Origin of the sequence: Aquamicrobium soli (assembly GCF_042646345.1) — a bacterium.
In the GTDB taxonomy this organism is placed as follows: Bacteria; Pseudomonadota; Alphaproteobacteria; order Rhizobiales; family Rhizobiaceae; genus Mesorhizobium; species Mesorhizobium soli_A.
Genome location: NZ_JBHRTK010000024.1, coordinates 15851 through 39916, shown reverse-complemented (window position 1 = coordinate 39916; position 24066 = coordinate 15851). Strand labels below are relative to the sequence as shown.

Below are 24066 nucleotides of genomic sequence, written 5' to 3'. Positions count from 1 at the left end.
ACTTTAAGCTGACACCTGCTTCTATCCACGCTATATGCGCCTGACTGAGACAGGACGCACCCATCATGACCGGAACCAAACGATCGAGCGAGGGGTTGGAACCCCGGCGCGCCAAGCTGCTTTTCCGCTCGTGGCATCGCGGCATGCGCGAGATGGACCTGATCCTCGGCCGTTTCGCCGATGCCGAGATCGCCACCTTGACCGGGGCCGAACTCGACCAATATGAGAGCCTTCTCGACATTTCCGACACCGACCTTTTGCCGTGGATCACCGGCCAGCGCCCGATCCCCGACGATCTCGGCCTGCCGATCCTGCAAAGGATCATCGCCGCCCGCGACGTTTCCGTCTGAACGAAGCCCTCAAGAAGCATTTCCATGAGCCTGATCCCGAAAATCGGCCTGCCCAGGGGCCGCGCCGGCGAAGTGGTCGTCGATGAGGTCGCCGACGGCTACGAGGCCTTCGCGATCGTGCAGGCCGCTGCCGAAATCGCGCCGGACGGCCCGTTGCTGTTCGTGGTGCGCGACGGCCAGCGCCTGCCGTCGATCGTCGAGGCGCTGGCCTTTGCCGCGCCCGGCCTGCCGGTCCTGGAACTGCCGGCCTGGGACTGCCTGCCCTACGACCGCGTCTCGCCTGGCTCGGACGCCGCTGCACGCCGCCTCGACGCGCTGACGGCCATGGCTGCGCTGGCGAAGAAGCCGCATCGCGCCGTCATCCTCGTCACCGCCAACGCCCTGTTGCAGCGCGTCGCGCCGGCCGACCTGATCGAGGCGCAGAATTTCCACGCCCGCCCGGGCAACCAGATCGACATGAACGCGCTGGTGGCGCGGCTGGAAACCTCCGGCTTCGACCGCGTTCCGACGGTGCGCGCCATCGGCGAGTTCGCCGTGCGGGGCGGCATCCTCGACCTGTTCGCGCCCGGTTGGCCGGAGGCGCTGCGGCTCGATTTCTTCGGCGATACGCTGGAATCCATCCGCGCCTTCGACGTCGCCAGCCAGCGCACCACCGGCCAGCGCAAGGAGATGTCGCTTCAGGCGATGAGCGAGGTGGCGCTGACGCCCGAAACCATCAGCCGATTCCGCCGCGCCTATATCGAGGCTTTCGGCGCGCCGTCGCGCGACGATGCCCTTTATGCCGCCGTCAGCGAAGGTCGGCGCTTTGCCGGCATGGAGCATTGGCTGCCGCTGTTCTACGAGCGGCTGGACACCGTGTTCGACTATCTGCCCGATGCACCGGTCATTTTCGACCATCTGGCGAAGGAAGCGCTGGCCGAGCGCCACACGCTGATCCTCGACCACTACGAGGCGCGCCGCAGCCAGGCGGACGGCGCGCTGAAGGACGCGGTTCCCTATAAGCCGGTGCCGCCGGACCGGATGTACCTTTCGCCCGAAACGCTGAAAGCCGGGCTCGCCGACCGCCAGACGCTGGAATTCACGCCGTTTGCCGCCCCCGATGCCGGCGACCGCAAGGTCTACCATGCCGGCTCGCGCGCCGGCCGCAGCTTCGCCGAGGAGCGTTCCGACCCCAACGCCAACGTCTTCGACGTGGTGGTGAGCCATATCGGCCATGAGCGGGCGCAAAAGCGCCGTGTCGTCGTCGCCGGGTGGACGGAAGGCTCGCTCGACCGGCTCGGCCAGATTTTAGCCGAGCACCATCTCGGCAACCTGAAGGAAGTGGGCACGCTTGCCGAGGCCGAAAAGCTCGACGCCGGGCAGGCGGCGCTTGCCGTGCTGCCGCTCGAGACCGGCTTCGAGACCGACGACATGGTCGTCGTCGCCGAGCAGGACATTCTGGGCGACCGCCTGATCCGCCGCTCCAAGCGCAAGAAGAAGGCTTCGGATTTCATTTCCGAGGCGGCCTCGCTGTCGTCGGGCGACATCGTCGTCCACGCCGACCACGGCATCGGCCGCTTCATCGGCCTGAAGACGATCGAGGCGGCCGGTGCGCCGCATGACTGCCTTGAAATCCACTATGCCGGCGACGACCGCCTGTTCCTGCCGGTGGAAAACATCGAGCTTCTGTCGCGCTACGGGTCGGATTCGGCCGAGGCCACGCTGGACAAGCTGGGCGGCGGCGCATGGCAGGCCCGCAAGGCGCGGCTGAAGAAGCGCCTGCTCGACATGGCCGGCGGGCTGATCCGCATCGCCGCCGAGCGCCAGATGCGCGCCGCCCCGGCCATGGTTCCGGCCGACGGCCTCTATGGCGAATTCGCAGCGCGCTTCCCCTACGAGGAAACCGACGACCAGCAGACGGCGATCGACGCGGTGACGGAAGACCTTGGCGCTGGCCGGCCGATGGACCGGCTGGTCTGCGGCGACGTCGGTTTCGGCAAGACCGAGGTGGCGTTGCGCGCCGCCTTCATCGCCGCCATGGAAGGGTTCCAGGTGGCCGTGGTGGTGCCGACCACGCTGTTGTCGCGCCAGCACTACAAGACCTTCTCGCAGCGCTTTTCCGGCCTGCCGGTGCGGGTCGCGCAGGCCTCGCGCATGGTCGGTGCCAAGGAGCTTGCCGAAACCAAGAAGGCGGTCGCCGAAGGCACCGTCGACATCGTCGTCGGCACGCACGCGTTGCTGGGCTCCTCCATTTCCTTCAAGCGCCTCGGCCTGCTCATCATCGACGAGGAGCAGCATTTCGGCGTCAAGCACAAGGAGCGGCTGAAGGAACTGAAGAGCGACGTGCATGTGCTGACGCTCTCGGCGACGCCGATCCCGCGTACGCTGCAACTGGCGCTGACGGGCGTGCGCGAACTGTCGCTGATCGCCACGCCGCCGGTCGACCGCATGGCGGTCCGCACCTTCATCTCGCCCTTCGACCCGCTGGTTATCCGAGAGACTCTGCTTCGGGAGCGCTATCGCGGCGGGCAATCCTTCTACGTGGTGCCGCGCATCAGCGATCTTGCCGAAATCCAGGATTTCCTGCGCGAGAACGTGCCGGAACTGAAGGTCGCCGTCGCCAACGGGCAGATGCCGCCGGGCGAACTGGACGACATCATGAACGCCTTCTACGACGGCCAGTACGACGTGCTTTTGTCCACCACCATCGTCGAATCCGGCCTCGACATCCCGACCGCCAACACCCTGATCGTACACCGCGCCGACATGTTCGGCCTGGCGCAGCTTTACCAGTTGCGCGGCCGGGTAGGGCGCTCCAAGGTGCGTGCCTACGCGCTGTTCTCGCTGCCGGCGAGGAAGAAGTTGACCGACACCGCCGAGCGCCGCCTGAAGGTGCTGCAATCGCTGGACACGCTCGGCGCCGGCTTCCAGCTGGCCAGCCACGACCTCGACATTCGCGGCGCCGGCAACCTTCTCGGCGAGGAGCAGTCCGGCCATATCAAGGAAGTCGGCTTCGAGCTTTACCAGCAGATGCTGGAGGAGGCGGTCGCCGAAGTGAAGGACAGCGGCGAGGCGCTGGACAGCGGCTGGTCGCCGCAGATTTCGGTCGGCGCGCCGGTGATGATCCCGGAAGACTACGTGCCCGATCTCCAGCTTCGTCTGGCGCTCTATCGCCGTCTCGGCGACCTCGAATCCACCGAGGAGATCGACGCCTTCGGCGCCGAACTGATCGACCGCTTCGGCCCGCTGCCGGAGGAAGTGAAGCACCTGTTGAAGATCGTCTTCATCAAGGCGCTGTGCCGCAAGGCCAATGTGGAAAAGCTGGACGCCGGCCCGAAGGGCGTGGTCATCCATTTCCGTGGCCGCGAGTTCGCCGATCCGGTAGGGCTGGTGCGCTTTATCGGCGAGCAGGGGTCGCTCGCCAAGATCAGGCAGGACCAGTCGGTCGTCTTCATCCGCGACTGGGCGACGCCCGAAAAGCGGTTGGCCGGCTCCGCCGTCATCATGACGCAACTGGCCAAGCTGGCGGCTTGACGTCCGCGCTGCATCGTTTGCAGCCATCGAGTAGCCCACCATCGTCCCACATGCGGTGAGAAAAGCCAGGTTGGAGCATCGGGGCGGCGTTCGCTGGTCGCCCGATGCACCAGCCGATACCCGTCGAAATCATGATTTCCGTCTTGGACGGTTCTACCCGGGATATTTCTTGCCACGCAGGATTGTAGCCGGTGGGAAGAAGTGGAATTGTGCGCCCGGGCTTTGGGCAGATGGCGATAGAATCGGTCGAGAAAAATTTCCGATCAGGCATTGAGGGGCGGCTGGCGCTTGTCTCTCTCGTCTATGCCCTTGCCGGGGCGATCTTCTCATGGGACGCCTATATCGCCCTTCTCAGGCAATATTCCGTGTCCTACTTCTATGCATTGCCCCCGATGCTGTTGGGCGGCCTTGCCGTTGCGGCAGTCGTCGCGAACCCGCGAGCGCCGGTCGCGTGGCTGAAACATATCCTGCGGGAACGGGCACTGGGCGCGTCGCTGACGATCGCGATTTTCTGCCTCGCCATTGCCTCCTTCTCCACGTTCAAGCACCACATTCCGGCATGGCTCCCCTTCTTCGCCGACGAACCGCTGGCTGCGCTCGATGAGTGGCTGCACTTCGACGATCCCTGGCGGTGGGCGCACGCCATGGCGCCAGACGGAAGTTCGTCGTTCCTGTCGCTTCTTTACGGGCCGGGATGGTTCGTGGAGTGGCTCGGCATGGTGCTGGTCGCCGCGTTCATCACGGACAACAGGCTACGCATTCGCTACTTCGTCGCTTTCGCCGCGACCATCCTGCTGCTCGGGACGATCCTGCGGGCGGCAGGCGCTTCGGCTGGCCCCATCTTCTATGATCGCATGTTCGGCGGAGAGAGGTTCGCGGACCTCGTTGCCGTCCTCGCAGCCGACCCGTTCGGGGCGAGGATGATCGGCGCTTCCGACTATCTCTATTCGGCCTATCTGTCGGACGATGCCGTGTTCGGCACCGGAATTTCCGCCATGCCCAGCATCCACGTCGCCATGGCGGTTCTGAACGCGCTGCTACTCACCGAGCTCAAACGCTGGCTGGGCATCGTCGGTTGGCTTTTCGCCGCCGGCATAATGTTCGGGTCGGTCTTCTTCGGCTGGCACTATGCGCTCGACGGATATGCCTCGACAGTCCTGGTGCTGGTGATCTGGTGGTGGGCGGGCCGTATCGTCGACGCGCCTGCCAGGCCTGTTTGACTTGACGGTCGACGCGGCGAGGCCGACGACCCGAGCGGCCGCTGCCCGCTTTGGTCGACCTAGAGTTCGCCGCGCGCCTTGGCTGCGGAAACCTGCCTGATCGCGTCGGCGAGCGTGGCCGCGTCCTGCGCGCCCATCACCGCATATTTGCCTTCGAGCAGGAAGCACGGCACGCCGGTGACGCCCATGCGAGCGGCGGTGTCGATCTCGCCGCGCACCGATTCGACATCGGCGTCGGTGGGCAGCAGCGTTTCCACGATCGCCGTATCCATGCCGGCTTCCCGCGCCGCCTCCACCAGCACCGCCGGGTCGCCGAGGTTCCTGCCTTCCTCGAAATTGAGCTGGAACAGCCGCCGCACCAGCCGGTTCTGGACCTCCTCGCCGGCAGCCCCAGCCCAGCGGATGACGCGGTGCGCGTCGAGCGTATTGGGCGCAACCTTGATGGCGTCGAAGTTGAACGAGATGCCTTCCTCCGCGCCCAGCGGCTCGATGCGGGCATGGATCTCGCGGATGCGCTCCTCGCTGCCGAATTTGCCGAGCATGTATTCGCGCCGGTCCTTGCCCTCCGGCGGAATGGTCGGATCGAGCTGGAACGGCCGCCAGTGGACCTGAACGTCGACCCCGCTTGTCGCGATCGCCTTGTCCAGCCGCTTCTGCCCGATGAAGCACCAGGGGCAGACCACGTCCGAAACGACATCGACGGTGATGGGAGCGGTATCGGTCATGGCGTCGTCCTTTTCATACGGTTGGACCTGCAAGTCCGGACTGCATGCAGCGTTCCGCGCTTATTGCGGCTTCTTCCACCATGTCGGCAACTGGTAGCCGAACAGCGATGTCCTTTGCGGGTGCTGGAAGGTGTTCCAGTAGGCGATCCATTGCTCGTTGTTGTGCTGCATCGGCACCATGTAGTGGCCGGAGATCAGCAGCCGGTCGAGCACGCGCACGGCCGCCACATAGTCTTCCTTGGTGCGGGCGTTGAGCATGGCCTCGATCGCCGCGTCGACGGCCGGGTCGGCGACGCCGGCGAGGTTGAATGAGCCCTCGACATTGGCCGAGGAGGAGCCCCAGCGGCCGATCTGCTCGATGCCGGGCGACAGCGAATTGTTGAAGCCGGTGGAGCCGACCAGCACGTCGAAGTCGAAACGTGTCTTGCGCGACTGGATTTCATCGCCGTCGAGCGTGCGGATGGAGACCGCAATGCCGATCTTGGCCAGCGTGCGCTGGTAGAGCGAGGCGAGCCGCACCTCGTCCTGCGACGAGGTCAGGATCTCGAAGCCGAGGGGCCGGCCCTGCGGATCGTGCATGGCACCGTCCTTCAGCACGTAGCCCGCGCCCGTCAGAAGATCGAACGCCGCCTTCAGCGCCTTGCGGTCCTGCCCGGAGCCGTCCGTCACCGGCGGCCGCCAGGTGCCGTCCATCACGTCCTGCGGCACGCGGCCGGGCCAGGGGGCGAGCAGCGCCTTTTCCTCAGTTGTTGCCGGGTGGCCGAGAGCGGAAAGCTCGGAACCCTGCCAGAAGCTCACGGTGCGGGTGAAGCGGCCGCCGAACATGTTGCGGTTGGCCCATTCGAAATCATAGAGCATGCCGAGCGCGCGCCGCACCACCGGGTTTTTGAATTTCTCCAGCCGCGTGTTGAACAGGAAACCTGTCACCACCGGCGGAATGCCGCTCTGGAAGGTTTCCGCGATCACCTTTCCTTCGTGGTAGGCGGGGAAATCCATGCCGCGGTCGCGCTTGACCGGATCGGTCTCGGTATAGGTCGAGCAGATTCCCTTCTTGAACGCCTCGAACATCGCGTTGGCGTTCAAAAAATACTCGATGGTGATCTGGTCGTAATTGTCGAAGCCGCGCTTGGAGGGAACGTCCTTGGCCCAGTAATCGGGGTTGCGCTTGAACACGATGCGCTGGCCGGGGTCCACCTTCGCCACCGTATAGGGGCCGCTGCCGATCACCGGCTTCAGCGTCGTCCGGTCGAAGGTTTCCTTGTCGAAGGCATGTTTCGGGACGATCGGCGTCAGCGCGATGATGAGCGGGAATTCGCGGTCGGCCTCGTCGTTGAAGGTGAAGCGCACGGAGTGCTCGCCGGTCTTTTCCAGCCTGGCGATCTTCTTCATGCGGTCGGAATAGGGAGGCCGGCCTTTTTCCGTAAACACCTCGTAGGTGAACAGCACGTCCTCCGGCGTCACCGGCTGGCCGTCCGACCATTTCGCCCTGGGGTCGAGATGGAACTCGATGGTCTTGCGGTCGTCGCTCATGTCGGCGGTATCCGCCAGAAGCCCGTAGAGCGAAAACGCCTCGTCGGCGTTGCGCTGCATCAGCGGCTCGAAGACGAGGTTGCCATAGATGGTGTCCATCATGCCGCGCGCGGTGGTGCGCAGGCTCTTGATGATGAACGGGTTAAGGTTGTCGAAGGTGCCGACCACGCAATAGGTGACGGCGCCGCCTTTCGGCGCGTCGGGGTTCACATAGTCGAAATTGCGGAAGTCGGGCGGCAGCGCCGGCTCGCCCTGCATGGCGATGCCGTGCTTCGGCTCCGCCGCCGCCGGCTGCGGCAGGAACGCAAGGCAAAGGATCGCGGTGGCCAGCCAGGCGATGGTACGGCGCATGAACAGGTCCCTGACCTTTTCGCGTGGTTTGATTCGCCCGGCACGATACCATGCCAAGGCAATCGATTCGGTAGGCACGCCGGCAAGAATCGCTGGTGGCGGACTGGATTCGTGCCGGCAAGACGTGTAACACGCCGGCCAGAGACATGCTGTTGCCTCATTTCGGCAACAGGTAGCGGGGCTAAGCGGCGCGAAGATGGCGTCGCCGGGAACATTCGAGAGGAAATGCACCATATGACGAGCCCGAAAACCAACGCTTACCGCCTTTCGATCATGGCCGCGGGCGTGGTCGGCTTTCTGGGCGCGGGGCTTTACGCTTCCGCCGCGCAGCAACAGCAGATTCCCGAGGGCTGGTTCAAGGCCTGCACCAAGCAGGAAGACGTCGATATCTGCAACGTCCAGAACATCACCACCGCCAATACCGGCCAGCTCATCACCGGCATCAGCCTGATCGAGCTGAAGGGCAAGGTGAACCGCAAGGTGTTCCAGGTCACGGTGCCGACCGGCCGCCTCGTTCCGCCCGGCATCGGCCTGCAGGTCGACGGCGGCAAGACGCAGAAGCTCGACTATGTGATCTGCTTCCCCGACCGCTGCGTGGCCGAGGTGCCGCTGACGGACGCGCTCGTCGCTTCCTTCAAGAAGGGCTCCAACCTGACGCTGACCTCGGTCAATTTCCAGAACCAGCCGAACCCGATCAAGGTCGCGCTGACCGGCTTCAGCGGTGCCTATGACGGCCCGCCGCTGAAGCAGTCCGACCTCGAGGATCGCCAGAAGAAGCTTCAGGACTTCGTTGCCAAGAACAACGAGGACTTTGCCAAGAAGCTGAAGGAAGAGCAGGACAAGGCCAAGGCCGGCCACTGATCGACTCCGGCCACATCCGATGAATTGAAAAAGGCCCCACGTGGGGCCTTTTTCATGTCCTGAGCCAGCCAAAAGGCTGAAAGCCCCATGAAAAAAGCCGCGCTGTCGCCAGCGCGGCTTTTTTTTGAATGGAACCCGGCGCGAGCGCCGGGCCGATATCAGCGCTTCGAGAACTGGAAGCTGCGGCGGGCCTTGGCCTTGCCGTACTTCTTGCGCTCGACCACGCGGCTGTCGCGGGTCAGGAAGCCGCCCTTCTTGAGCACCGCGCGCAGCGCCGGCTCATAGTAGGTCAGCGCCTTGGAGATGCCGTGGCGCACGGCGCCCGCCTGGCCGGAGAGGCCGCCGCCGGCGACGGTGGCGACGATGTCGTACTGGCCGGCGCGGTTAACCGCGACGATCGGCTGGTTGAGGATCATCTGCAACACCGGACGCGCGAAATAGGCCGCGAATTCCTTGTCGTTGACGATGATCTTGCCGCTGCCCGGCTTCACCCAGACGCGGGCGATGGCGTTCTTGCGCTTGCCGGTGGCATAGGCGCGGCCCGACTTGTCGAGCTTCTGGACATGCACGGGAGCGGCCGGCTGCTCGGCGGCGACGGCGGTGCCCAGTTCTGCGAGCGAGGAAAGCTCAGCCATATCAGGAAACCTTCTTGTTCTTGGCGTTCAGCTTGGCCACGTCGAGGACTTCGGGCTGCTGGGCGACATGCGGATGTTCCGAGCCTGCATAGACGCGGAGGTTCTTCATCTGGCGGCGGCCGAGGGGGCCGCGCGGGATCATGCGCTCAACCGCCTTCTCGACGACGCGCTCGGGGAAACGGCCCTCGAGCAGCTGGCGCGCGGTGCGCTCCTTGATGCCGCCCGGATGGCCGGTGTGCCAGTAATAGACCTTGTCGGTGAATTTCTTGCCGGTGAACACCACCTTGTCGGCATTGACGATGATGACGTTGTCGCCGTCGTCGACATGGGGGGTAAAGGTCGGCTTGTGCTTGCCGCGCAGGCGGTTGGCGACGATGGTGGCGAGACGGCCGACGACGAGACCCTCGGCGTCGATCAGCACCCACTTCTTCACCACGTCCGCAGGCTTCTGCGAAAAGGTTGTCATGGTTCTTCTTCCGGTTGGACCTTGCTTCCCAAGGGTCGCGAAGGCGTTTCTTGTTGCTTGGATTGGTGCCTTGAGCGCCAATGCTAAAACGGCGGCCACTGCGGGCCGCTGTTCGAGGCTGCTTATAGGGGAGGGCGGCCGGCGCGTCAATCATACGCAATCGGGAAGCTATGAAGCAAACCTGTTTGAAAACAGCATGTTAGCTATGTGGTATTATTTTACCCCTTGTTTCGCGGCTTCGGCGGGATCGAATAGGTGCCGGTGGCGTGGGCGACGGTGTGCCGGTCGGGGCCGGCGACGAGGTCGGCGTCGAACACCATCAGGCTCCTGCCGAGCTTCAGGATGCGGCAGTGGCAGTCGACAGGCCCGGCTTCTGCCTTGCGCATGAAATTGATGTTGAGGTTGACGGTGACCGAAAGCGCGTCCGGCCCGGCATGCGAGAGCACGCAGGCATAGCCGCCGATGTCGGCCAGCGTGAACAGCGACGGGCCCGACACCGTGTTGCCGGGCCGAAGATGCCGCTCGTCGGCGTTGAGGCGGACCGTGCAGCCGCCCGGAAAAACCTCCGTGGTGACGTAGAGAGGCTCGCCGCCGTTGAGCTGCGGGTAGGCGGTGTTCATCAGTTCGTTGACCTCGGCGGCATCGAGTACGGGCTGGAGCGTATCTTGCGCGGGCATGCGGGTTCCTCGTTCTTCAGGTCCTTTATGGCGGGATCGGCCTCGGGCTGGCAACCTTGCCCCGGTCTGGCCGCTGCGGATCACCGCACTTGGACCAAGTCCCCCTTGGACTAAGCCCCCTTGGACTGAGCATCGTCGGGGAGTAAGTTCCTGGACTTGCCTTACCGGAAACGGCCTGAACGCGGGAGAAAACCATGGCTGAGATCGTCGCCCTTAAATCAACCCCGGCGGAAGGCCCGGTGCTGGCGGTGCTCGACAAGGGCATCCTGCGGCTGACGCTTGCCAATCCGCCGGCCAACGCCCTGTCGATCGCCGTCATGGAGGCGCTGACCGAGGAGTTCGAGCGGGCCGCAAGCGACAAGGCGGTACGCGTCATCGTTCTTTCGGCGGCCGGAAAGGTGTTTTGCGCCGGCCACGACCTCAAGGAACTGACGGCGCATCGCGCCGATGCCGACCGGGGCAGGGCATTCTTCGAGAAGACCTTCACCGCCTGCGCCACGCTGATGCAGGCGATCGTGCGCAATCCCAAGCCGGTGATCGCCGAGGTGAACGGACTGGCGACCGCAGCCGGCCTGCAACTGGTCGCAAGCTGCGACCTCGCGATCTGCTCCAACGCCTCCACCTTCTGCACGCCCGGCGTCCATATCGGCCTGTTCTGCTCGACGCCGATGGTGGCGCTGTCGCGCAATGCCTCGCGCAAGCAGGCGATGGAGATGCTTCTGACCGGCGAGACGATCGATGCCGCGACCGCGCGCGAATTCGGTATCGTCAACCGCGTGGTGCCGCCCGAATACCTGAATCAGACCGTGACGAAATACGCCGAAGTCATTGCTTCCAAATCGCCTTTGACGCTGAAGATCGGCAAGGAAGCCTTCTACGACCAGATCGAGATGGGACTGGCGGACGCCTATGCCTATACGGGCCGCGTGATGGTGGAAAACATGCTTGCGCGCGACGCCGAGGAAGGCATCGGCGCTTTCATCGGCAAGCGTTCGCCGGAATGGAAGGGGGAATGATGGAGCCTCGCATCTCCATCGTCACCGTGGCGGTCGAGGATCTCGACCGCTCCGCCCGCTTTTATGAGGCGATGGGGCTTGCTCGCCACCGCATCCAGGACGGCGTCGCCTTCTTCCAGATGGGCGGGGCGATACTGGCGCTGTTTCCGCGCGTCAGCGCCGAGGAGGATGCCGGCATTGCCTTCGGCACCGCGCCGTCACGCGTCTATCTCGCCTATAACACCCGCTCCGAGGCGGAAGTGGGCGAGGTGCTGGCTCAGGCCGAGAAAGCCGGCGGGCGCATCGTCAAGCCGGCCGGTCGCGCCTTCTGGGGCGGCTGGTACGGTTATTTCGCCGATACGGAGGGCAATGTCTGGGAGGTGGCGCATAACCCGGACTTCCCCATCGACGCCGAAGGCAATATAGCCTTGCCCGCATGAATCACGACGCTTACGACAACGATTATATCGCCGGCATCCTGCGCGAGGTGCGCACGGTCGCCATGGTCGGCGCCTCCGCCAACGAGGTGCGGCCGAGCTTCTTCGTGCTCAAATACCTGCTCGCCAAGGGCTATTCGGTGTTTCCGGTCAATCCCGGCCATGCCGGCAAGGAAATCCTCGGCCGCATGACCTACGCGAAGCTCTCGGATATCCCCGAGCCGATCGACATGGTCGACATTTTTCGCGCCTCCGCGGCGGTGCCGCCGGTCGTTGACGAGGCGCTGGCGCTTCGCCCGCTGCCCAAGGTCATCTGGATGCAGTTGACGGTGCGCAACGACGAGGCGGCGGCGAAAGCCGAGGCCGCGGGCGTCAAGGTGGTGATGAACCGCTGCCCCAAGATCGAATATGGCCGCCTTTCCGGCGAGATCGGCTGGAACGGCGTCAATTCCGGCGTCGTCTCCTCCAAAAAGCCGATCCTGCGCAGCGGGTTCCAGAGCTTCGGCATCCGCGAACGCTAGTGAACGCGTTCATACGCAGGCCGTCATTCCGGGTTCCGCTACGCGGCCCCGGAATGACGCCAATCTCGCCTCATGTGGGCTTGGTGGCCTATATGCCCAAAGATTGGATTTCTTTTCCAATAATTGGCCTCTTCGCAGTGCGTTTGTTCTTATCGCGCGAGAGGTGAGGCATTTTCCCCTTTGCAATCGCGCGTCCGCTCCGTCAAAGATGCGGCCCGGTTTCACGCAAATTCCTGGAGGGGTTTTCCATGTCTCAACGCACGCCCGGTTTCGATACGCTCGCCGTGCATGCCGGCGCCAAGCCGGACCCGGCCACCGGCGCGCGCGCCGTGCCGATCTACCAGACCACGTCCTTCGTGTTCGAGAATGCCGACCATGCCGCCGCCCTGTTCGGCCTCAAGGCCTTCGGCAACATCTATACCCGCATCATGAACCCGACGCAGGCGGTGCTGGAAGAGCGCATCGCAGCGCTTGAAGGCGGCACGGCTGCCCTCGCCACCGCGTCCGGCCAGTCCGCGCACCTGCTGGTCTTCCACACGCTGCTCGAAGCCGGCGACAATTTCATCGCGGCGAGCAAGCTCTATGGCGGCACCATCAACCAGTTCGGCCATGCCTTCAAGAATTTCGGCTGGGAGGTCCGCTGGGCGGACATCAACAATCCCTCGTCCTTCGAGAAGAACATCGACAACCGCACCAAGGCGATCCACATCGAGAGCCTGGCCAATCCGGGCGGCGAGTTCGTGGACGTCGCGGCGATCGCCGCCATCGCCCGCAAGCACGGCCTGCCGCTGATCGTCGACAACACGCTGGCCTCGCCCTACCTGGTGCGGCCGTTCGAGCATGGCGCCGACATCATCGTGCACGCGACGACCAAGTTCATCGGCGGTCACGGCAACTCCATCGGCGGCATCATCGTCGACGGCGGCACCTTCGACTGGTCGAAGTCCGGCAAGTACCCGATGCTGTCCTCGCCGCGCCCCGAATATGGCGGCATGGTGCTGCACGAGACGTTCGGCAACTTCGCCTTCGCGATCGCCGCGCGCGTGCTCGGCCTGCGCGACCTTGGCCCGGCCATCTCGCCGTTCAACGCCTTCCTGATCGCCACCGGCCTCGAGACCCTGCCGCTCAGGATGCAGCGCCATTGCGACAACGCGCTGGCGGTCGCCGAATGGCTGTCGAAGCATCCGAAGGTGTCCTGGGTTTCCTATCCCGGCCTCAAGGATGACAAGAACCATGCACTGCAGCAGAAATATTCGCCGAAGGGCGCGGGCGCGGTGTTCACCTTCGGCCTCAAGGGCGGCTACGATTCCGGCGTGAAGTTCGTCGAGGGGCTGGAGATGTTCTCGCACCTGGCCAATATCGGCGATACCAAGTCGCTGGTCATCCACCCGGCCTCGACCACGCACCGCCAGCTTTCCGACGAGCAGAAGACGGCGGCGGGCGCCGGTCCGGAAGTGGTGCGCCTTTCGGTCGGCATCGAGGATGTGGCCGATATCATCGCCGATCTGGAGCAGGCTCTGGCGAAGGCCTGACGCCCATGGCATGAAGGGGCTTCAACGGAGCCTCCTCATGCCAGACCAGACATTTCTCGTCATCGATACGGCCGGCGCGGCTCCCGAGGAAGGGGGCCCGCCGGCCGAACGCATTCTTGCTGGCAGCCCAGGATTCCGGACCTGGAATATCGAGGAACGCGACGGCGGCCTTTATGCCGGTGTCTGGGAATCGACGCCGGGCAAATGGCGCATCGAATACGACGAATGGGAATTCTGCCACATTCTGTCCGGTGTCTCCGTCATTGCCGAGGACGGCGGCGAGGCGCGGACGGTGCGCGCCGGCGACAGCTTTGTCCTCAGGCCAGGCTTCAAGGGAAGCTGGGAAGTGCTTGAAACGACTCGCAAGGAATATGTCGTCAGGCTTTGACGGCAGATAAGCTTTCAGGAGTGGACCGATGAACGTGATCGTGGTGGGTGCCGGCATCGACGGATTGGCGACGGCCTGGTCGCTGGTGAAGGCCGGGCATCGGGTTTCACTGGTCGAGCAGGGGACGATCCCCTACCGGTTGGCCGCTTCGGGCGACCACCACCGCATCATCCGCCGCGCCTACGGAAACGCGGCCGGCTACGGCCGGCTGATCACGCAGGCCTACGAGGCCTGGGACGAATTGTGGGCTGATCTCGGTGAGAACCATCTCGACCCGCGCGGCTTCATCTGCGTCTCGCGTGAGGAAGGAGACGAGGCCGAGCAGTATCGCGACGGGCTTGCCGCGGGCGGCTTCCCGTTCGAGATGGTCGAGCCGGACGAGGCGGTCCGGCGCTGGCCGTTCCTCGAGGCCGGCAGCTTCCGCTACGCCTTCTTCTCGCCGGAAGGTGGTGCGCTGCACTGCCGCAGGATCGCCACCGGGCTGGCCGAATGGCTGAAGGCGAACGGCGCCAACGTCTACGAGAACAGCAAGGTAACGGAAATCGATGCGGAGGCCGGCCGCATCACGCTGGAGAGCGGTGAGACCATGCAGGGCGAGCACGTCGTGGTGACCGCCGGCGCCTGGGTGCTGAAACTGTTCCCGGAGCTTGCCGGCGACCTCAAGACCTACCGCACGGCGCTCGCCTATGTGGAGCCGCCGGCCGACCTCAAGGCGGCCTGGGACGAGGCGCCCGTCATCCTCGATGTCGGCGGCAAGACCGATGGCTACATGATCCCGCCGACGCGCGGCACCGGCATGAAGTTCGGTTCCGGCCTGCACAAGGTGCCGACCAGCGACGCCGACTGGAACCGCGAGCCGGTCGAGGGGGAGGGCGAGGCGATCCGCAACCTGTTTTCGCCGCCGATTGCCCGCATCGGGGAATACAGGGTCACCGAGGTGGTGACCTGCGCCTACACCTTCACGGCGGACGAAAAGTTCTTCGCCTACGACAAGGGCCGCTGCCTTGTCATTTCCGCCTGTTCGGGCCACGGCTACAAGTTCGGCGCGGCGGTCGGGCGGCGTGTGGCGCAGGCGGTCGGCGACGGCGACATCGCCGGGTTGAAACGCTGGCTGGGAGCGGAAATCTGACGGCGATATCAGCCAGGTCGGCCCGCGTCGGCTAACCTTAACCGCGGGGGTGGCCGCACCAGTCTTGCGCAAGCATTGGGCGGCATCCTATCTAGGGTAAGACGATCCGGCTGGGAGTCAGCCCGGAGCGGAATTCAGATTCAAGGGACAGTCCATGAAAGATCCGATCGAAACCTACATGAACCTCGTCCCGATGGTGGTCGAGCAGACCAACCGTGGCGAACGCGCATACGACATCTTTTCGCGCCTGTTGAAGGAGCGCATCATCTTCATCACCGGCCCGATCGAGGACGGCATGGCCTCGCTGGTGTGCGCGCAGCTTCTTTTCCTGGAAGCGGAAAATCCGAAGAAGGAAATCAACCTCTACATCAACTCGCCGGGCGGCGTGGTGACGTCGGGGCTGGCGATGTACGACACCATGCAGTTCATCAAGCCGCCGGTGTCGACGCTGTGCGTCGGTCAGGCGATGTCGGCCGGCTCGCTGCTGCTGACGGCGGGCGCCAAGGACATGCGCTTCTGCACTCCCAACGCCCAGATCATGATCCACCAGCCGTCGGGCGGCTACCAGGGCCAGGCGACCGACATCATGATCCACGCCCAGTTCACCGAGCGCCTGAAGCGCCGCCTGAACGAGATCTATGTCAGGCACACCGGCCAGGACTACGAAACCATCCACAACGCGATGGAGCGCGACAACTTCCTGACCACCGAGCAGGCGCTGGAACTGGGCCTCATCGACAAGGTGCTGACCTCGCGTGAAGAGATCGAGGGCGTCGGCAAGGAAGGCTGATGGCAGCTGGACAGTGCAATTGTGTGCTTTTGCCGTGTAATGCGGCAATTACGCCACATTTGCCTGTTTCCACAGGCCCTATGGTTGCCTACGTTAAGGCTCTATTGAGTTTCGGCGGCTTAGCTTTTGAGCGGAGGTCGCCGCGAATCAAAAGCCACGTTTTTCGATTTGTTTGTCGTACGGAATACGTTGTTTGGGCCCGAGACTGGCTGCGGCGTAATCCCGCGATAGATTGAGTACACGCCCTTTCAGCCGGACTCCCGGCGGGCGCCATGAAAGGACTGGGAAATGAGCAAGGTCTCGAACGGCGGCGGTGATTCCAAGAACACCCTCTATTGCTCGTTCTGCGGCAAGAGCCAGCACGAAGTGCGCAAGCTGATTGCCGGGCCGACCGTCTTCATCTGCGACGAGTGCGTCGAGCTGTGCATGGACATCATCCGCGAGGAGAACAAGACCTCGATGGTGAAGTCGCGCGAAGGCGTGCCCACGCCTCAGGAAATCCTGAAGGTTCTCGACGACTACGTGATCGGCCAGCCCTATGCCAAGCGGGTGCTGTCGGTGGCTGTCCACAACCACTACAAGCGCCTCGCGCATGCCGGCAAGAACAACGACGTCGAACTGGCGAAGTCGAACATCCTGCTGATTGGCCCGACCGGCTGCGGCAAGACGCTGCTGGCGCAGACGCTGGCCCGCATCATCGACGTGCCCTTCACGATGGCCGACGCCACCACGCTGACCGAGGCCGGCTATGTCGGCGAGGACGTGGAAAACATCATCCTGAAGCTGCTCCAGTCGGCCGACTACAATGTCGAGCGCGCCCAGCGCGGCATCGTCTACATCGACGAGATCGACAAGATTTCGCGCAAGTCCGACAACCCCTCGATCACCCGCGACGTGTCGGGCGAGGGCGTGCAGCAGGCGCTTCTGAAGATCATGGAAGGCACGGTCGCCTCCGTGCCGCCGCAGGGCGGCAGGAAGCACCCGCAGCAGGAATTCCTGCAGGTCGACACCGCCAACATCCTGTTCATCTGCGGCGGCGCCTTCGCCGGGCTGGACAAGATCATCTCGGATCGCGGCCGCAAGACCTCGATCGGCTTCGGCGCGACCGTGGCCTCGCCGGAGGACCGCCGTACCGGCGACCTGTTCCGCCTGGTCGAGCCGGAGGATCTGCTGAAGTTCGGCCTCATCCCCGAATTCGTCGGCCGCCTGCCGGTGCTGGCGACGCTGGAGGACCTCAACGAGGAAGCGCTGATCCAGATCCTGACCGAGCCGAAGAACGCGCTGGTCAAGCAGTACCAGCGCCTGTTCGAGATGGAGAACGTCGACCTCACCTTCCACGAGAACGCGCTTGCCGCCATTGCCCGTCGCGCCATCGAGCGCAAGACCGGCGCGCGCGGCCTGCGCTCGATCATGGAGGCGATCCTGCTCGACACGATGTTCGAACTGCCGGCGCTGGAAGGCGTTCGCGAAGTCGTGATCTCGGAGGAAGTGGTGACGGGCAGCGCCCGCCCGCTCTACATCTACTCCGACAACAAGGAAAAGAAGGGCAACGTCAGCGCCTGATGCGCTGGCGCCTTCACCCTCGAACCGGGCGGCGCCGCAAGGCGCCGTTTTGGTGTGCGGGGCCTGTCCGTAAGACGGCAAACGGGCCTGTTGCATGCCCGCCCCTTGATCTTTAGTGCCCGCGCATCCAACTAACGGTGGAAGGCCAAGGGCTTGCATTCTGTGCTGACAAACTCCCGGTATAACGGTGGTAGGCGGAACGATCCCCGGTCGTTAATATGAGATTCGCGGCTGGCCGATTGGCGGTCGCGACAGAAAGGTTGGATAATGGCCAAATCATCCAAGGCTCCCGGTAGCGGCGTTTTCGCGGTCCTGCCCCTGCGCGACATCGTGGTGTTTCCCCACATGATCGTGCCGCTGTTCGTCGGGCGGGAAAAATCCATCAAGGCGCTGGAAGAGGTGATGGGGCAGGAAAAGCAGATCCTGCTTGCAACCCAGATGAATGCCGCCGACGACGATCCCGAGCCCGATGCCATCTATGACGTCGGCACGCTCGCCAACGTCCTGCAATTGCTGAAGCTGCCGGACGGCACCGTCAAGGTGCTGGTCGAGGGCGCCGCGCGCGCCAGGGTCGAAGCGTTCACCGATCGCATCGACTTCCACGAGGCGCGTGCTTCCGTGCTCGAGGAGCCGCAGGAAGAGCACGTCGAGGTCGAGGCGCTGGCGCGTTCGGTGGTCTCCGACTTCGAGAACTACGTCAAGCTCAACAAGAAGATTTCGCCCGAGGTGGTCGGCGCGGCCAGCCAGATCGACGACTATTCCAAGCTCGCCGATACGGTCGCCTCGCATCTCGCCATCAAGATTCCCGAGAAGCAGGAAATGCTCTCCACGCTCTCCGTCAAGGAGCGGCTGGAGAAGGCTATGGGCTTCATGGAAGCCGAAATCTCCGTCCTGCAGGTGGAGAAGCGCATCCGCTCGCGCGTCAAGCGCCAGATGGAGAAGACGCAGCGCGAATACTACCTCAACGAGCAGATGAAGGCGATCCAGAAGGAGCTCGGCGAGGGCGAGGACGGGCGCGACGAGGCTGCCGAGATCGAAGAGCGCATCAAGAAGACCAAGCTTTCCAAGGAGGCCCGCGAGAAGGCGGATGCCGAACTGAAGAAGCTGCGGTCGATGTCGCCGATGTCGGCGGAATCCACCGTCGTGCGCAACTACCTCGACTGGCTGCTGACGATTCCGTGGGGCAAGAACTCCAAGGTCAAGCAGGACCTGAACTTTGCCCAGGAGGTGCTCGACGCCGATCACTACGGCCTCGACAAGGTCAAGGACCGCATCGTCGAATACCTCGCCGTGCAGAGCCGCCAGAAGAAGCTGAAAGGCCCGATCCTGTGCCTCGTCGGCCCGCCCGGCGTCGGCAAGACCTCGCTCGGCAAGTCGATCGCCAAGGCCACGGGGCGCGAGTTCGTGCGCATGGCGCTCGGCGGCGTGCGTGACGAGGCCGAGATTCGCGGTCACCGGCGCACCTATATCGGCTCGATGCCCGGCAAGGTCATCCAGTCGATGAAGAAGGCCAAGAAGTCCAACCCGCTCTTCCTGCTCGACGAGATCGACAAGATGGGCCAGGACTTCCGGGGCGATCCTTCGTCGGCGCTGCTGGAGGTGCTCGATCCGGAGCAGAACGCGACCTTCATGGATCACTACCTCGAGGTCGAGTACGATCTGTCCTCCGTCATGTTCGTGACGACGGCCAATACGCTGAACATCCCTGCGCCCCTGATGGACCGCATGGAGATCATCCGTATCGCCGGCTACACCGAGGATGAGAAGATCGAGATCGCCAAGCGGCATTTGCTGCCGAAGGTGGTACGCGACCACGCCTTGCAGCCGAAGGAGTTTTCGGTCGGTGACGACGCCATCCGCGCCATCATCCAGACCTATACCCGCGAGGCCGGCGTGCGCAGCCTCGAGCGCGAGCTGATGAAGCTCGGGCGCAAGGCGGTGACCGAGATCCTGAAGACGAAGAAGAAGTCGGTTAAGATCACCAGCGACAACCTCGCCGACTATCTCGGCGTCGAGCGCTTCCGCTTCGGCATGGCCGAGACGGACGACCAGGTCGGTGTGGTCACGGGTTTGGCGTGGACCGAGGTCGGCGGCGAGTTGCTGACGATCGAGGGCGTCATGATGCCCGGCAAGGGCCGCATGACCGTCACCGGCAACCTGAAGGACGTGATGAAGGAATCGATTTCGGCGGCGGCCTCCTATGTCCGCTCGCGCGCCGTCGATTTCGGCATCGAGCCGCCCTTGTTCGACAAGCGCGACATCCACGTCCACGTTCCCGAGGGTGCGACCCCGAAGGACGGCCCGTCGGCGGGCGTCGCCATGGCCACCGCGATCGTTTCGGTGCTGACCGGCATTCCGGTAAAGGCCGACGTGGCGATGACCGGCGAGATTACGCTGCGGGGCAGGGTGCTGCCGATCGGCGGCCTGAAGGAGAAGCTGCTCGCGGCCCTTCGCGGCGGCATCAAGAAGGTGCTGATCCCGGAAGACAACGTCAAGGATCTGGCCGAGATTCCGGACAACGTGAAGAACGGAATGGAGATCATCCCCGTGGCGAGGGTAGGCGACGTGCTTCGCAATGCCCTGGTCAGGATGCCGGAGCCGATCGAATGGGTCGAGCCGGTGGATGCTCCCGCCGCCGTGGTCGACACCGCGGACGAGGCCGGCAAATCGCTCTCTCACTGAGCTTTTTGCCGAACTCGGGCGACTAATACGGAAGCCGGGCCTTGCGCCCGGCTTTTTCATGTGAAAAAGCCTTGAAAATAAGGGACGCCGGCCGTTTTTCCGGCTATGGCGGGTTGGTTGCGGGAACGCTTCTTTCTAGAGTCCGTTTCCTGCCGGTCGAGTCGCTTGTCCCGGTTTTCTCAAGGAAGGGAAATTTTTATGAACAAGAACGAACTGGTATCTGCTGTCGCCGACGCCGCGGGTATTTCGAAAGGCGATGCACAGTCCGCCGTCGACGCGGTGTTTTCCACGATCACGGGCGAACTCAAGAAGGGTGGCGACGTCCGGCTCGTCGGCTTCGGCAATTTCAGCGTTTCCAAGCGCGCGGCCTCGACGGGGCGTAATCCGCAGACCGGTGCGGAAGTGCAGATTCCGGCGCGCACCGTGCCGAAGTTCTCGGCCGGCAAGGGCCTCAAGGACGCGGTCAACTAAGATCCGCCTGTCCTATAGCGAATAAAGAGAGCCGGGCCTTGTCCCGGCTTTTCTTTTGCGTCGGCGCCGGACCGCGACGACCGGGCTCTCGATGCGGGGGAGACGTATGGGAAAGCAGTTGGACAACATGTTTCCCGTCGCTCGCGCCCGCCGGCCGAAGCCAGCGGGCGACGAGACCCCAGAAACTCTTTTAGCCCCCGCTACTTGGATTTTGTCAGGAACGCCTTGCAGGCCGGCGTCACCTCGTTGAGGTGCTGCTTGAGGCAGCTCTGCGCCTTGACGTCATTTTGCATCTTGCAGATACGCTTCGCATCCGACCTGCAAGGCGTTTTGTAGGGGTTTGCAGCCAGCGCGGCGCTGGTGAATGAAATGAAAAGGCCGGCCAGAACTGCAATTCCGAGTGACTTTCGAGAATGCATGATGATGTCCTCCCGCCGCGTCATATCCGGTGGCGCGGATGGAAAATCGTACCATAACCCCGAATGCCAACAAGCGGCGGCTCCGGCCCGCCGAGCGGCGTTTCTGTGCCTAGAGCCGCTGGTTGGCCGCCTGACGATTCGGCGTGCGCTATCTGGAACAGGCAAAACGAGGTGGCCGGGTTCATCGAACTGGCCGCCCTTCGTAAAACCGATGCAGATCATTGGAAAAATGGTGGGCGATGACGGACTCGAACCGCCGACATCCTCGGTGTAAACGAGGCGCTCTACCAACTGAGCTAATCGCCCGCTTTGCGGGCTGCTTTAAGCAGGCCGTGCGCAATTCCGCAAGGCCAAACGACCGGATTATGCCGCCGGCACGGTAATTTCGGGCGCCCGGCGGAAAGCTGTGAAAAAACCTTCACTTCTTTTCGTTTATGCGGTCGCGGCATGCTTGACACCCTGCGGCGAAACCCCTATCCACCCGCTGCGACGTACACGGCTCGGCCGGGTTCGTCCAAAGCGCGGGTGTAGCTCAGTCGGTTAGAGTGCCGGCCTGTCACGCCGGAGGTCGCGGGTTCGAGCCCCGTCACTCGCGCCATTCTTTCAAAGGCTTAGCAAGCCGGTTTTCCGAAAATTCTGTCCGTTGCCGGCTCGCCATTGCGAGCGCGCTTCGGGAGCGGTTTGTACGACAGATCGCTATCAGGCTGTGCGGCCAGCCGGCCCTACAGGTACTGGGCGATCTTCTTGCCGACGCGCAGGAAGCGTGCCGGGTCGAGGGCGGCGCCGTTGTGACGGATTTCATAGTGAAGATGCGGCCCGGTCGAGCGGCCGCTGCTGCCGGTCCTGCCGATGACTTCGCCGGCCGTGACCTTGTCGCCCACCTTGACCAGGATTTCGCTAAGGTGGCCATAGCGGGTGGCGTAGCCCTGGCCATGGTCGACCTCGACCATGCGGCCATAACCGCCGTTCCAGCCTGCCTTGACGACCACGCCGGCCGCCGTGGTGCGGGCTTCCATGCCGGTGGGCGCGCGAAAATCCATGCCGGAGTGCAGCGCCGCCGTGCCGATGATGGGATCGGTGCGCACGCCGAAGGGACTGGTCACGACATGGCCGGGGGCCGGATTAGCCAGCGGCAGCCGGCGCGCTTCCTTCTTCAGCTGGTCGAGCGTGTCGAGCGCCTCGTCGAGGTCCTTGACCTTGCTGTCAAACATCGTCGAGCCATCGACCGGGATCAGCGGCCCGCCGACGTCGCTTTTCTCCCCGCCATCGGGGCTGGAGAAGCGCTCGGCCGGCAGTCCCGCCGTCTCCAGCGCATCGGAGATGGCGTCGGCGTTGCGCTGGGCATTATCGGCAAGCTGGCTGATATGGCTGATCTGCCTGTTCTCGATGTCGCGCAGCGACTGGTTGATGGAAGAAAACAGCCGGTCGGCGCGATCGGCCGTCGTGTCGTCCGGCGCGCTCCCGGTGCGGGTCTTCCACAGCGAGAGCGGCTTGATGTCGGTCGCGTCCAGGCTGGCCAGGCTGTAGCCCGCGGCCGGCTGCGTGATCTCGGCGCGGTTGTCGGGCTTGTCGGCCGCATCCGGGGCGGTGGAGGGCAGGGAAGCGCCGACCGTGTTTTCGGCCCGCTCCAGCATCGAGCCGAGCCGGCTGCCGCGTTCGTTGAGTTCGGCCTGGCGCTCGATCAGTTCGCTGACCTTGGTCTCCATCAGTTGCTGGTCGAGCAATTGGCGGCTGGTGATGCGGTCGACCTGCCCGCGCAGGGCTGAGATACGGTCCTCATAGGCCTGCTGCATGCGCGCCTGCCGGGCCGTCGCCGCGCCGATCAGGTCATCGCGCAGCACCAGGTAGGAGGTTGCCAGCAGATAGCCGACGGCGGCCGCCGCCAGCACCGAACCGGCAAGACAGGCGGCCCAGGGCCGCAGCGTGAAGTGCCGGATCTCGTCGCCATGGGCGATGATGATCGTGTGCGGCTCCTTGCGCCTGCCGAAAACCGAAGTTTGTCCGGTTGATTTCACCTTCATCCACCCCGCCGATGTGGCCTGATTACACATCGTTAGGGTTAACAAAGCTTTGCCCGTCGCCGTTAGGGGTGGCGAATTTCCGCCGCCGTTCCTGACTGGAGGCGAGTGGGGTCGTCACTCCGCGGGCCGCGCAGCAGCACCTGGAATGCAGAGCGGAACGCCGAAAGCTTGTATCCGGACGAGCAAGGCTGGCGTGATGGATTCCGGGTTCCGCTATGCGGCCCCGGAATGACGCGGACGGGAAGGGCAACTAACCGTCACCCGGGCTAGAGCTGGCGCACCGTCTCCAGCACCGCCTGCGCGTGGCCCTTCACGCGGACCTTGCGCCAGAGGGCGGCGATGCGGCCGTCCGGGCCGATCAGAAAGGTGGCGCGCTCGACGCCCATGTAGCGGCGGCCATAGAGCGACTTTTCCACCCAGACCCCGTAGGCCTCGATGGCCTTGCGTTCCTCGTCGGCGGCAAGCTCGACGGTCAGGCTGTGCTTGGCCTTGAATTTGTCGTGTTTGGCGGCACTGTCCGGTGACACGCCGATCACCACCGCGCCGGCCTTGTCGAAATCCGGTTTCAGCCGCGAGAAGTCGATCGCTTCGCTGGTGCAGCCGGAGGTGTCGTCGCGCGGGTAGAAGTAGAGCACGACCGGCTTTCCGGCGAAGTCGGACAGCGCGATCGAGCCGCCGCCGTCGCGTGGAAGCGTGAAGGCGGGGGCGAGGTCCCCGAGGCTCAGTTCTGCCATATCGATGCCCTTGTTTGACGTTAGGCGCGCGGCCGTCGTTATAATGCCGTACCGGG

The 24066-nt window shown here is 64.1% G+C and carries 22 protein-coding genes and 2 tRNA genes; 15 read left to right on the top strand and 9 right to left on the bottom strand.

Features of this window, described 5'->3' with window-relative positions; all coding sequences use genetic code 11:
• The first annotated feature begins 65 nt into the window (after positions 1 to 65).
• From ACFOHJ_RS20060 to ACFOHJ_RS20050, 3 genes are all read left to right on the top strand, one after another.
• On the top strand, positions 66 to 350 hold the full coding sequence (locus ACFOHJ_RS20060; RefSeq protein ID WP_378223921.1) for a succinate dehydrogenase assembly factor 2: 285 nt from the start codon (positions 66 to 68) through the stop codon (positions 348 to 350).
• A 24-nt stretch (positions 351 to 374) separates the two neighbouring features.
• Positions 375 to 3863, top strand: a complete 3489-nt coding sequence (gene mfd / locus ACFOHJ_RS20055) for a transcription-repair coupling factor (protein WP_378223920.1) — start codon at positions 375 to 377, stop codon at positions 3861 to 3863.
• A 230-nt stretch (positions 3864 to 4093) separates the two neighbouring features.
• A complete protein-coding gene (locus ACFOHJ_RS20050; protein ID WP_378223917.1) occupies positions 4094 to 5083 on the top strand; it encodes a phosphatase PAP2 family protein in 990 nt (329 codons plus the stop codon).
• 59 nt (positions 5084 to 5142) lie between these two features.
• Here ACFOHJ_RS20050 and ACFOHJ_RS20045 read toward each other — a convergent pair whose 3' ends face one another.
• Positions 5143 to 5808 (bottom strand): DsbA family oxidoreductase, encoded by a 666-nt coding sequence (locus tag ACFOHJ_RS20045; protein ID WP_378223915.1) that lies wholly within the window; start codon positions 5806 to 5808, stop codon positions 5143 to 5145.
• 60 nt (positions 5809 to 5868) lie between these two features.
• Positions 5869 to 7689, bottom strand: coding sequence for an extracellular solute-binding protein (locus ACFOHJ_RS20040; protein WP_378223912.1), 1821 nt, complete (start codon positions 7687 to 7689; stop codon positions 5869 to 5871).
• 234 nt (positions 7690 to 7923) lie between these two features.
• Between ACFOHJ_RS20040 and ACFOHJ_RS20035 the strand changes: the two genes are divergently transcribed.
• Positions 7924 to 8550: an invasion associated locus B family protein gene (locus tag ACFOHJ_RS20035; protein WP_378223909.1), complete on the top strand. Its 627-nt coding sequence runs from the start codon at positions 7924 to 7926 to the stop codon at positions 8548 to 8550.
• Between the two features lie 158 nt (positions 8551 to 8708).
• Here the strand turns inward: ACFOHJ_RS20035 and rpsI are convergent, their stop codons facing one another.
• The 3 genes from rpsI to ACFOHJ_RS20020 form a co-directional block, all read right to left on the bottom strand.
• Complete coding sequence (rpsI, locus tag ACFOHJ_RS20030) at positions 8709 to 9185, bottom strand: 30S ribosomal protein S9 (RefSeq protein ID WP_378223907.1); 477 nt, start codon at positions 9183 to 9185, stop codon at positions 8709 to 8711.
• A gap of 1 nt (position 9186) precedes the next feature.
• Entirely contained in the window at positions 9187 to 9651 is a 465-nt protein-coding gene (gene rplM, locus ACFOHJ_RS20025) for a 50S ribosomal protein L13 (protein WP_378223904.1), read from the bottom strand.
• 218 nt (positions 9652 to 9869) lie between these two features.
• Positions 9870 to 10328: a PaaI family thioesterase gene (locus ACFOHJ_RS20020; RefSeq protein WP_378223901.1), complete on the bottom strand. Its 459-nt coding sequence runs from the start codon at positions 10326 to 10328 to the stop codon at positions 9870 to 9872.
• A gap of 194 nt (positions 10329 to 10522) precedes the next feature.
• On the opposite strand from ACFOHJ_RS20020, the gene ACFOHJ_RS20015 reads away from it, so the two are divergent.
• The 10 genes from ACFOHJ_RS20015 (at position 10523) to hupB (ending at position 20836) form a co-directional block, all read left to right on the top strand.
• On the top strand, positions 10523 to 11344 hold the full coding sequence (locus ACFOHJ_RS20015) for an enoyl-CoA hydratase (protein ID WP_378223898.1): 822 nt from the start codon (positions 10523 to 10525) through the stop codon (positions 11342 to 11344).
• Positions 11344 to 11763: a VOC family protein gene (locus tag ACFOHJ_RS20010; RefSeq protein ID WP_378224017.1), complete on the top strand. Its 420-nt coding sequence runs from the start codon at positions 11344 to 11346 to the stop codon at positions 11761 to 11763. Before ACFOHJ_RS20015 ends, ACFOHJ_RS20010 begins: the two co-directional genes overlap by 1 nt.
• Positions 11760 to 12281 (top strand): CoA-binding protein, encoded by a 522-nt coding sequence (locus tag ACFOHJ_RS20005; RefSeq protein WP_378223895.1) that lies wholly within the window; start codon positions 11760 to 11762, stop codon positions 12279 to 12281. Before ACFOHJ_RS20010 ends, ACFOHJ_RS20005 begins: the two co-directional genes overlap by 4 nt.
• A gap of 248 nt (positions 12282 to 12529) precedes the next feature.
• Positions 12530 to 13813 (top strand): O-acetylhomoserine aminocarboxypropyltransferase, encoded by a 1284-nt coding sequence (locus tag ACFOHJ_RS20000; RefSeq protein ID WP_378223893.1) that lies wholly within the window; start codon positions 12530 to 12532, stop codon positions 13811 to 13813.
• A 37-nt stretch (positions 13814 to 13850) separates the two neighbouring features.
• Complete coding sequence (locus ACFOHJ_RS19995; protein WP_378223890.1) at positions 13851 to 14201, top strand: cupin domain-containing protein; 351 nt, start codon at positions 13851 to 13853, stop codon at positions 14199 to 14201.
• Positions 14202 to 14229: 28 nt separating this feature from the next.
• Positions 14230 to 15330, top strand: a complete 1101-nt coding sequence (locus ACFOHJ_RS19990; protein WP_378223888.1) for an NAD(P)/FAD-dependent oxidoreductase — start codon at positions 14230 to 14232, stop codon at positions 15328 to 15330.
• Between the two features lie 154 nt (positions 15331 to 15484).
• Positions 15485 to 16120, top strand: a complete 636-nt coding sequence (locus tag ACFOHJ_RS19985; RefSeq protein WP_378223886.1) for an ATP-dependent Clp protease proteolytic subunit — start codon at positions 15485 to 15487, stop codon at positions 16118 to 16120.
• A gap of 288 nt (positions 16121 to 16408) precedes the next feature.
• Positions 16409 to 17683 (top strand): ATP-dependent Clp protease ATP-binding subunit ClpX, encoded by a 1275-nt coding sequence (clpX, locus tag ACFOHJ_RS19980; RefSeq protein ID WP_378223883.1) that lies wholly within the window; start codon positions 16409 to 16411, stop codon positions 17681 to 17683.
• A gap of 267 nt (positions 17684 to 17950) precedes the next feature.
• Positions 17951 to 20365: an endopeptidase La gene (gene lon, locus ACFOHJ_RS19975; protein WP_378223881.1), complete on the top strand. Its 2415-nt coding sequence runs from the start codon at positions 17951 to 17953 to the stop codon at positions 20363 to 20365.
• 198 nt (positions 20366 to 20563) lie between these two features.
• Positions 20564 to 20836: a DNA-binding protein HupB gene (hupB, locus tag ACFOHJ_RS19970; RefSeq protein WP_378223879.1), complete on the top strand. Its 273-nt coding sequence runs from the start codon at positions 20564 to 20566 to the stop codon at positions 20834 to 20836.
• Positions 20837 to 21036: 200 nt separating this feature from the next.
• Here hupB and ACFOHJ_RS19965 read toward each other — a convergent pair whose 3' ends face one another.
• Positions 21037 to 21255, bottom strand: a complete 219-nt coding sequence (locus tag ACFOHJ_RS19965; protein WP_378223877.1) for a hypothetical protein — start codon at positions 21253 to 21255, stop codon at positions 21037 to 21039.
• Positions 21256 to 21485: 230 nt separating this feature from the next.
• Positions 21486 to 21561, bottom strand: a tRNA-Val gene (locus tag ACFOHJ_RS19960).
• A gap of 215 nt (positions 21562 to 21776) precedes the next feature.
• Between ACFOHJ_RS19960 and ACFOHJ_RS19955 the strand changes: the two genes are divergently transcribed.
• Positions 21777 to 21853 (top strand) — tRNA-Asp (locus ACFOHJ_RS19955).
• Positions 21854 to 21977: 124 nt separating this feature from the next.
• Here the strand turns inward: ACFOHJ_RS19955 and ACFOHJ_RS19950 are convergent.
• A complete protein-coding gene (locus ACFOHJ_RS19950; RefSeq protein WP_378224016.1) occupies positions 21978 to 23270 on the bottom strand; it encodes a peptidoglycan DD-metalloendopeptidase family protein in 1293 nt (430 codons plus the stop codon).
• Between the two features lie 272 nt (positions 23271 to 23542).
• Entirely contained in the window at positions 23543 to 24010 is a 468-nt protein-coding gene (locus ACFOHJ_RS19945) for a peroxiredoxin (RefSeq protein ID WP_378223874.1), read from the bottom strand.
• Positions 24011 to 24066: the final 56 nt, after the last annotated feature.

Excerpts from the sequence above, each read along its gene's own strand:
- ACFOHJ_RS20060 (WP_378223921.1), top strand. The coding sequence starts at position 66 with ATGACCGGAACCAAACGATCGAGCGAGGGGTTGGAACCCCGGCGCGCC.
- mfd (WP_378223920.1), top strand. The coding sequence starts at position 375 with ATGAGCCTGATCCCGAAAATCGGCCTGCCCAGGGGCCGCGCCGGCGAA.
- ACFOHJ_RS20050 (WP_378223917.1), top strand. The coding sequence starts at position 4,094 with ATGGCGATAGAATCGGTCGAGAAAAATTTCCGATCAGGCATTGAGGGG.
- ACFOHJ_RS20045 (WP_378223915.1), bottom strand. The coding sequence starts at position 5,808 with ATGACCGATACCGCTCCCATCACCGTCGATGTCGTTTCGGACGTGGTC.
- ACFOHJ_RS20040 (WP_378223912.1), bottom strand. The coding sequence starts at position 7,689 with ATGCGCCGTACCATCGCCTGGCTGGCCACCGCGATCCTTTGCCTTGCG.
- ACFOHJ_RS20035 (WP_378223909.1), top strand. The coding sequence starts at position 7,924 with ATGACGAGCCCGAAAACCAACGCTTACCGCCTTTCGATCATGGCCGCG.
- rpsI (WP_378223907.1), bottom strand. The coding sequence starts at position 9,185 with ATGGCTGAGCTTTCCTCGCTCGCAGAACTGGGCACCGCCGTCGCCGCC.
- rplM (WP_378223904.1), bottom strand. The coding sequence starts at position 9,651 with ATGACAACCTTTTCGCAGAAGCCTGCGGACGTGGTGAAGAAGTGGGTG.
- ACFOHJ_RS20020 (WP_378223901.1), bottom strand. The coding sequence starts at position 10,328 with ATGCCCGCGCAAGATACGCTCCAGCCCGTACTCGATGCCGCCGAGGTC.
- ACFOHJ_RS20015 (WP_378223898.1), top strand. The coding sequence starts at position 10,523 with ATGGCTGAGATCGTCGCCCTTAAATCAACCCCGGCGGAAGGCCCGGTG.
- ACFOHJ_RS20010 (WP_378224017.1), top strand. The coding sequence starts at position 11,344 with ATGGAGCCTCGCATCTCCATCGTCACCGTGGCGGTCGAGGATCTCGAC.
- ACFOHJ_RS20005 (WP_378223895.1), top strand. The coding sequence starts at position 11,760 with ATGAATCACGACGCTTACGACAACGATTATATCGCCGGCATCCTGCGC.
- ACFOHJ_RS20000 (WP_378223893.1), top strand. The coding sequence starts at position 12,530 with ATGTCTCAACGCACGCCCGGTTTCGATACGCTCGCCGTGCATGCCGGC.
- ACFOHJ_RS19995 (WP_378223890.1), top strand. The coding sequence starts at position 13,851 with ATGCCAGACCAGACATTTCTCGTCATCGATACGGCCGGCGCGGCTCCC.
- ACFOHJ_RS19990 (WP_378223888.1), top strand. The coding sequence starts at position 14,230 with ATGAACGTGATCGTGGTGGGTGCCGGCATCGACGGATTGGCGACGGCC.
- ACFOHJ_RS19985 (WP_378223886.1), top strand. The coding sequence starts at position 15,485 with ATGAAAGATCCGATCGAAACCTACATGAACCTCGTCCCGATGGTGGTC.
- clpX (WP_378223883.1), top strand. The coding sequence starts at position 16,409 with ATGAGCAAGGTCTCGAACGGCGGCGGTGATTCCAAGAACACCCTCTAT.
- lon (WP_378223881.1), top strand. The coding sequence starts at position 17,951 with ATGGCCAAATCATCCAAGGCTCCCGGTAGCGGCGTTTTCGCGGTCCTG.
- hupB (WP_378223879.1), top strand. The coding sequence starts at position 20,564 with ATGAACAAGAACGAACTGGTATCTGCTGTCGCCGACGCCGCGGGTATT.
- ACFOHJ_RS19965 (WP_378223877.1), bottom strand. The coding sequence starts at position 21,255 with ATGCATTCTCGAAAGTCACTCGGAATTGCAGTTCTGGCCGGCCTTTTC.
- ACFOHJ_RS19945 (WP_378223874.1), bottom strand. The coding sequence starts at position 24,010 with ATGGCAGAACTGAGCCTCGGGGACCTCGCCCCCGCCTTCACGCTTCCA.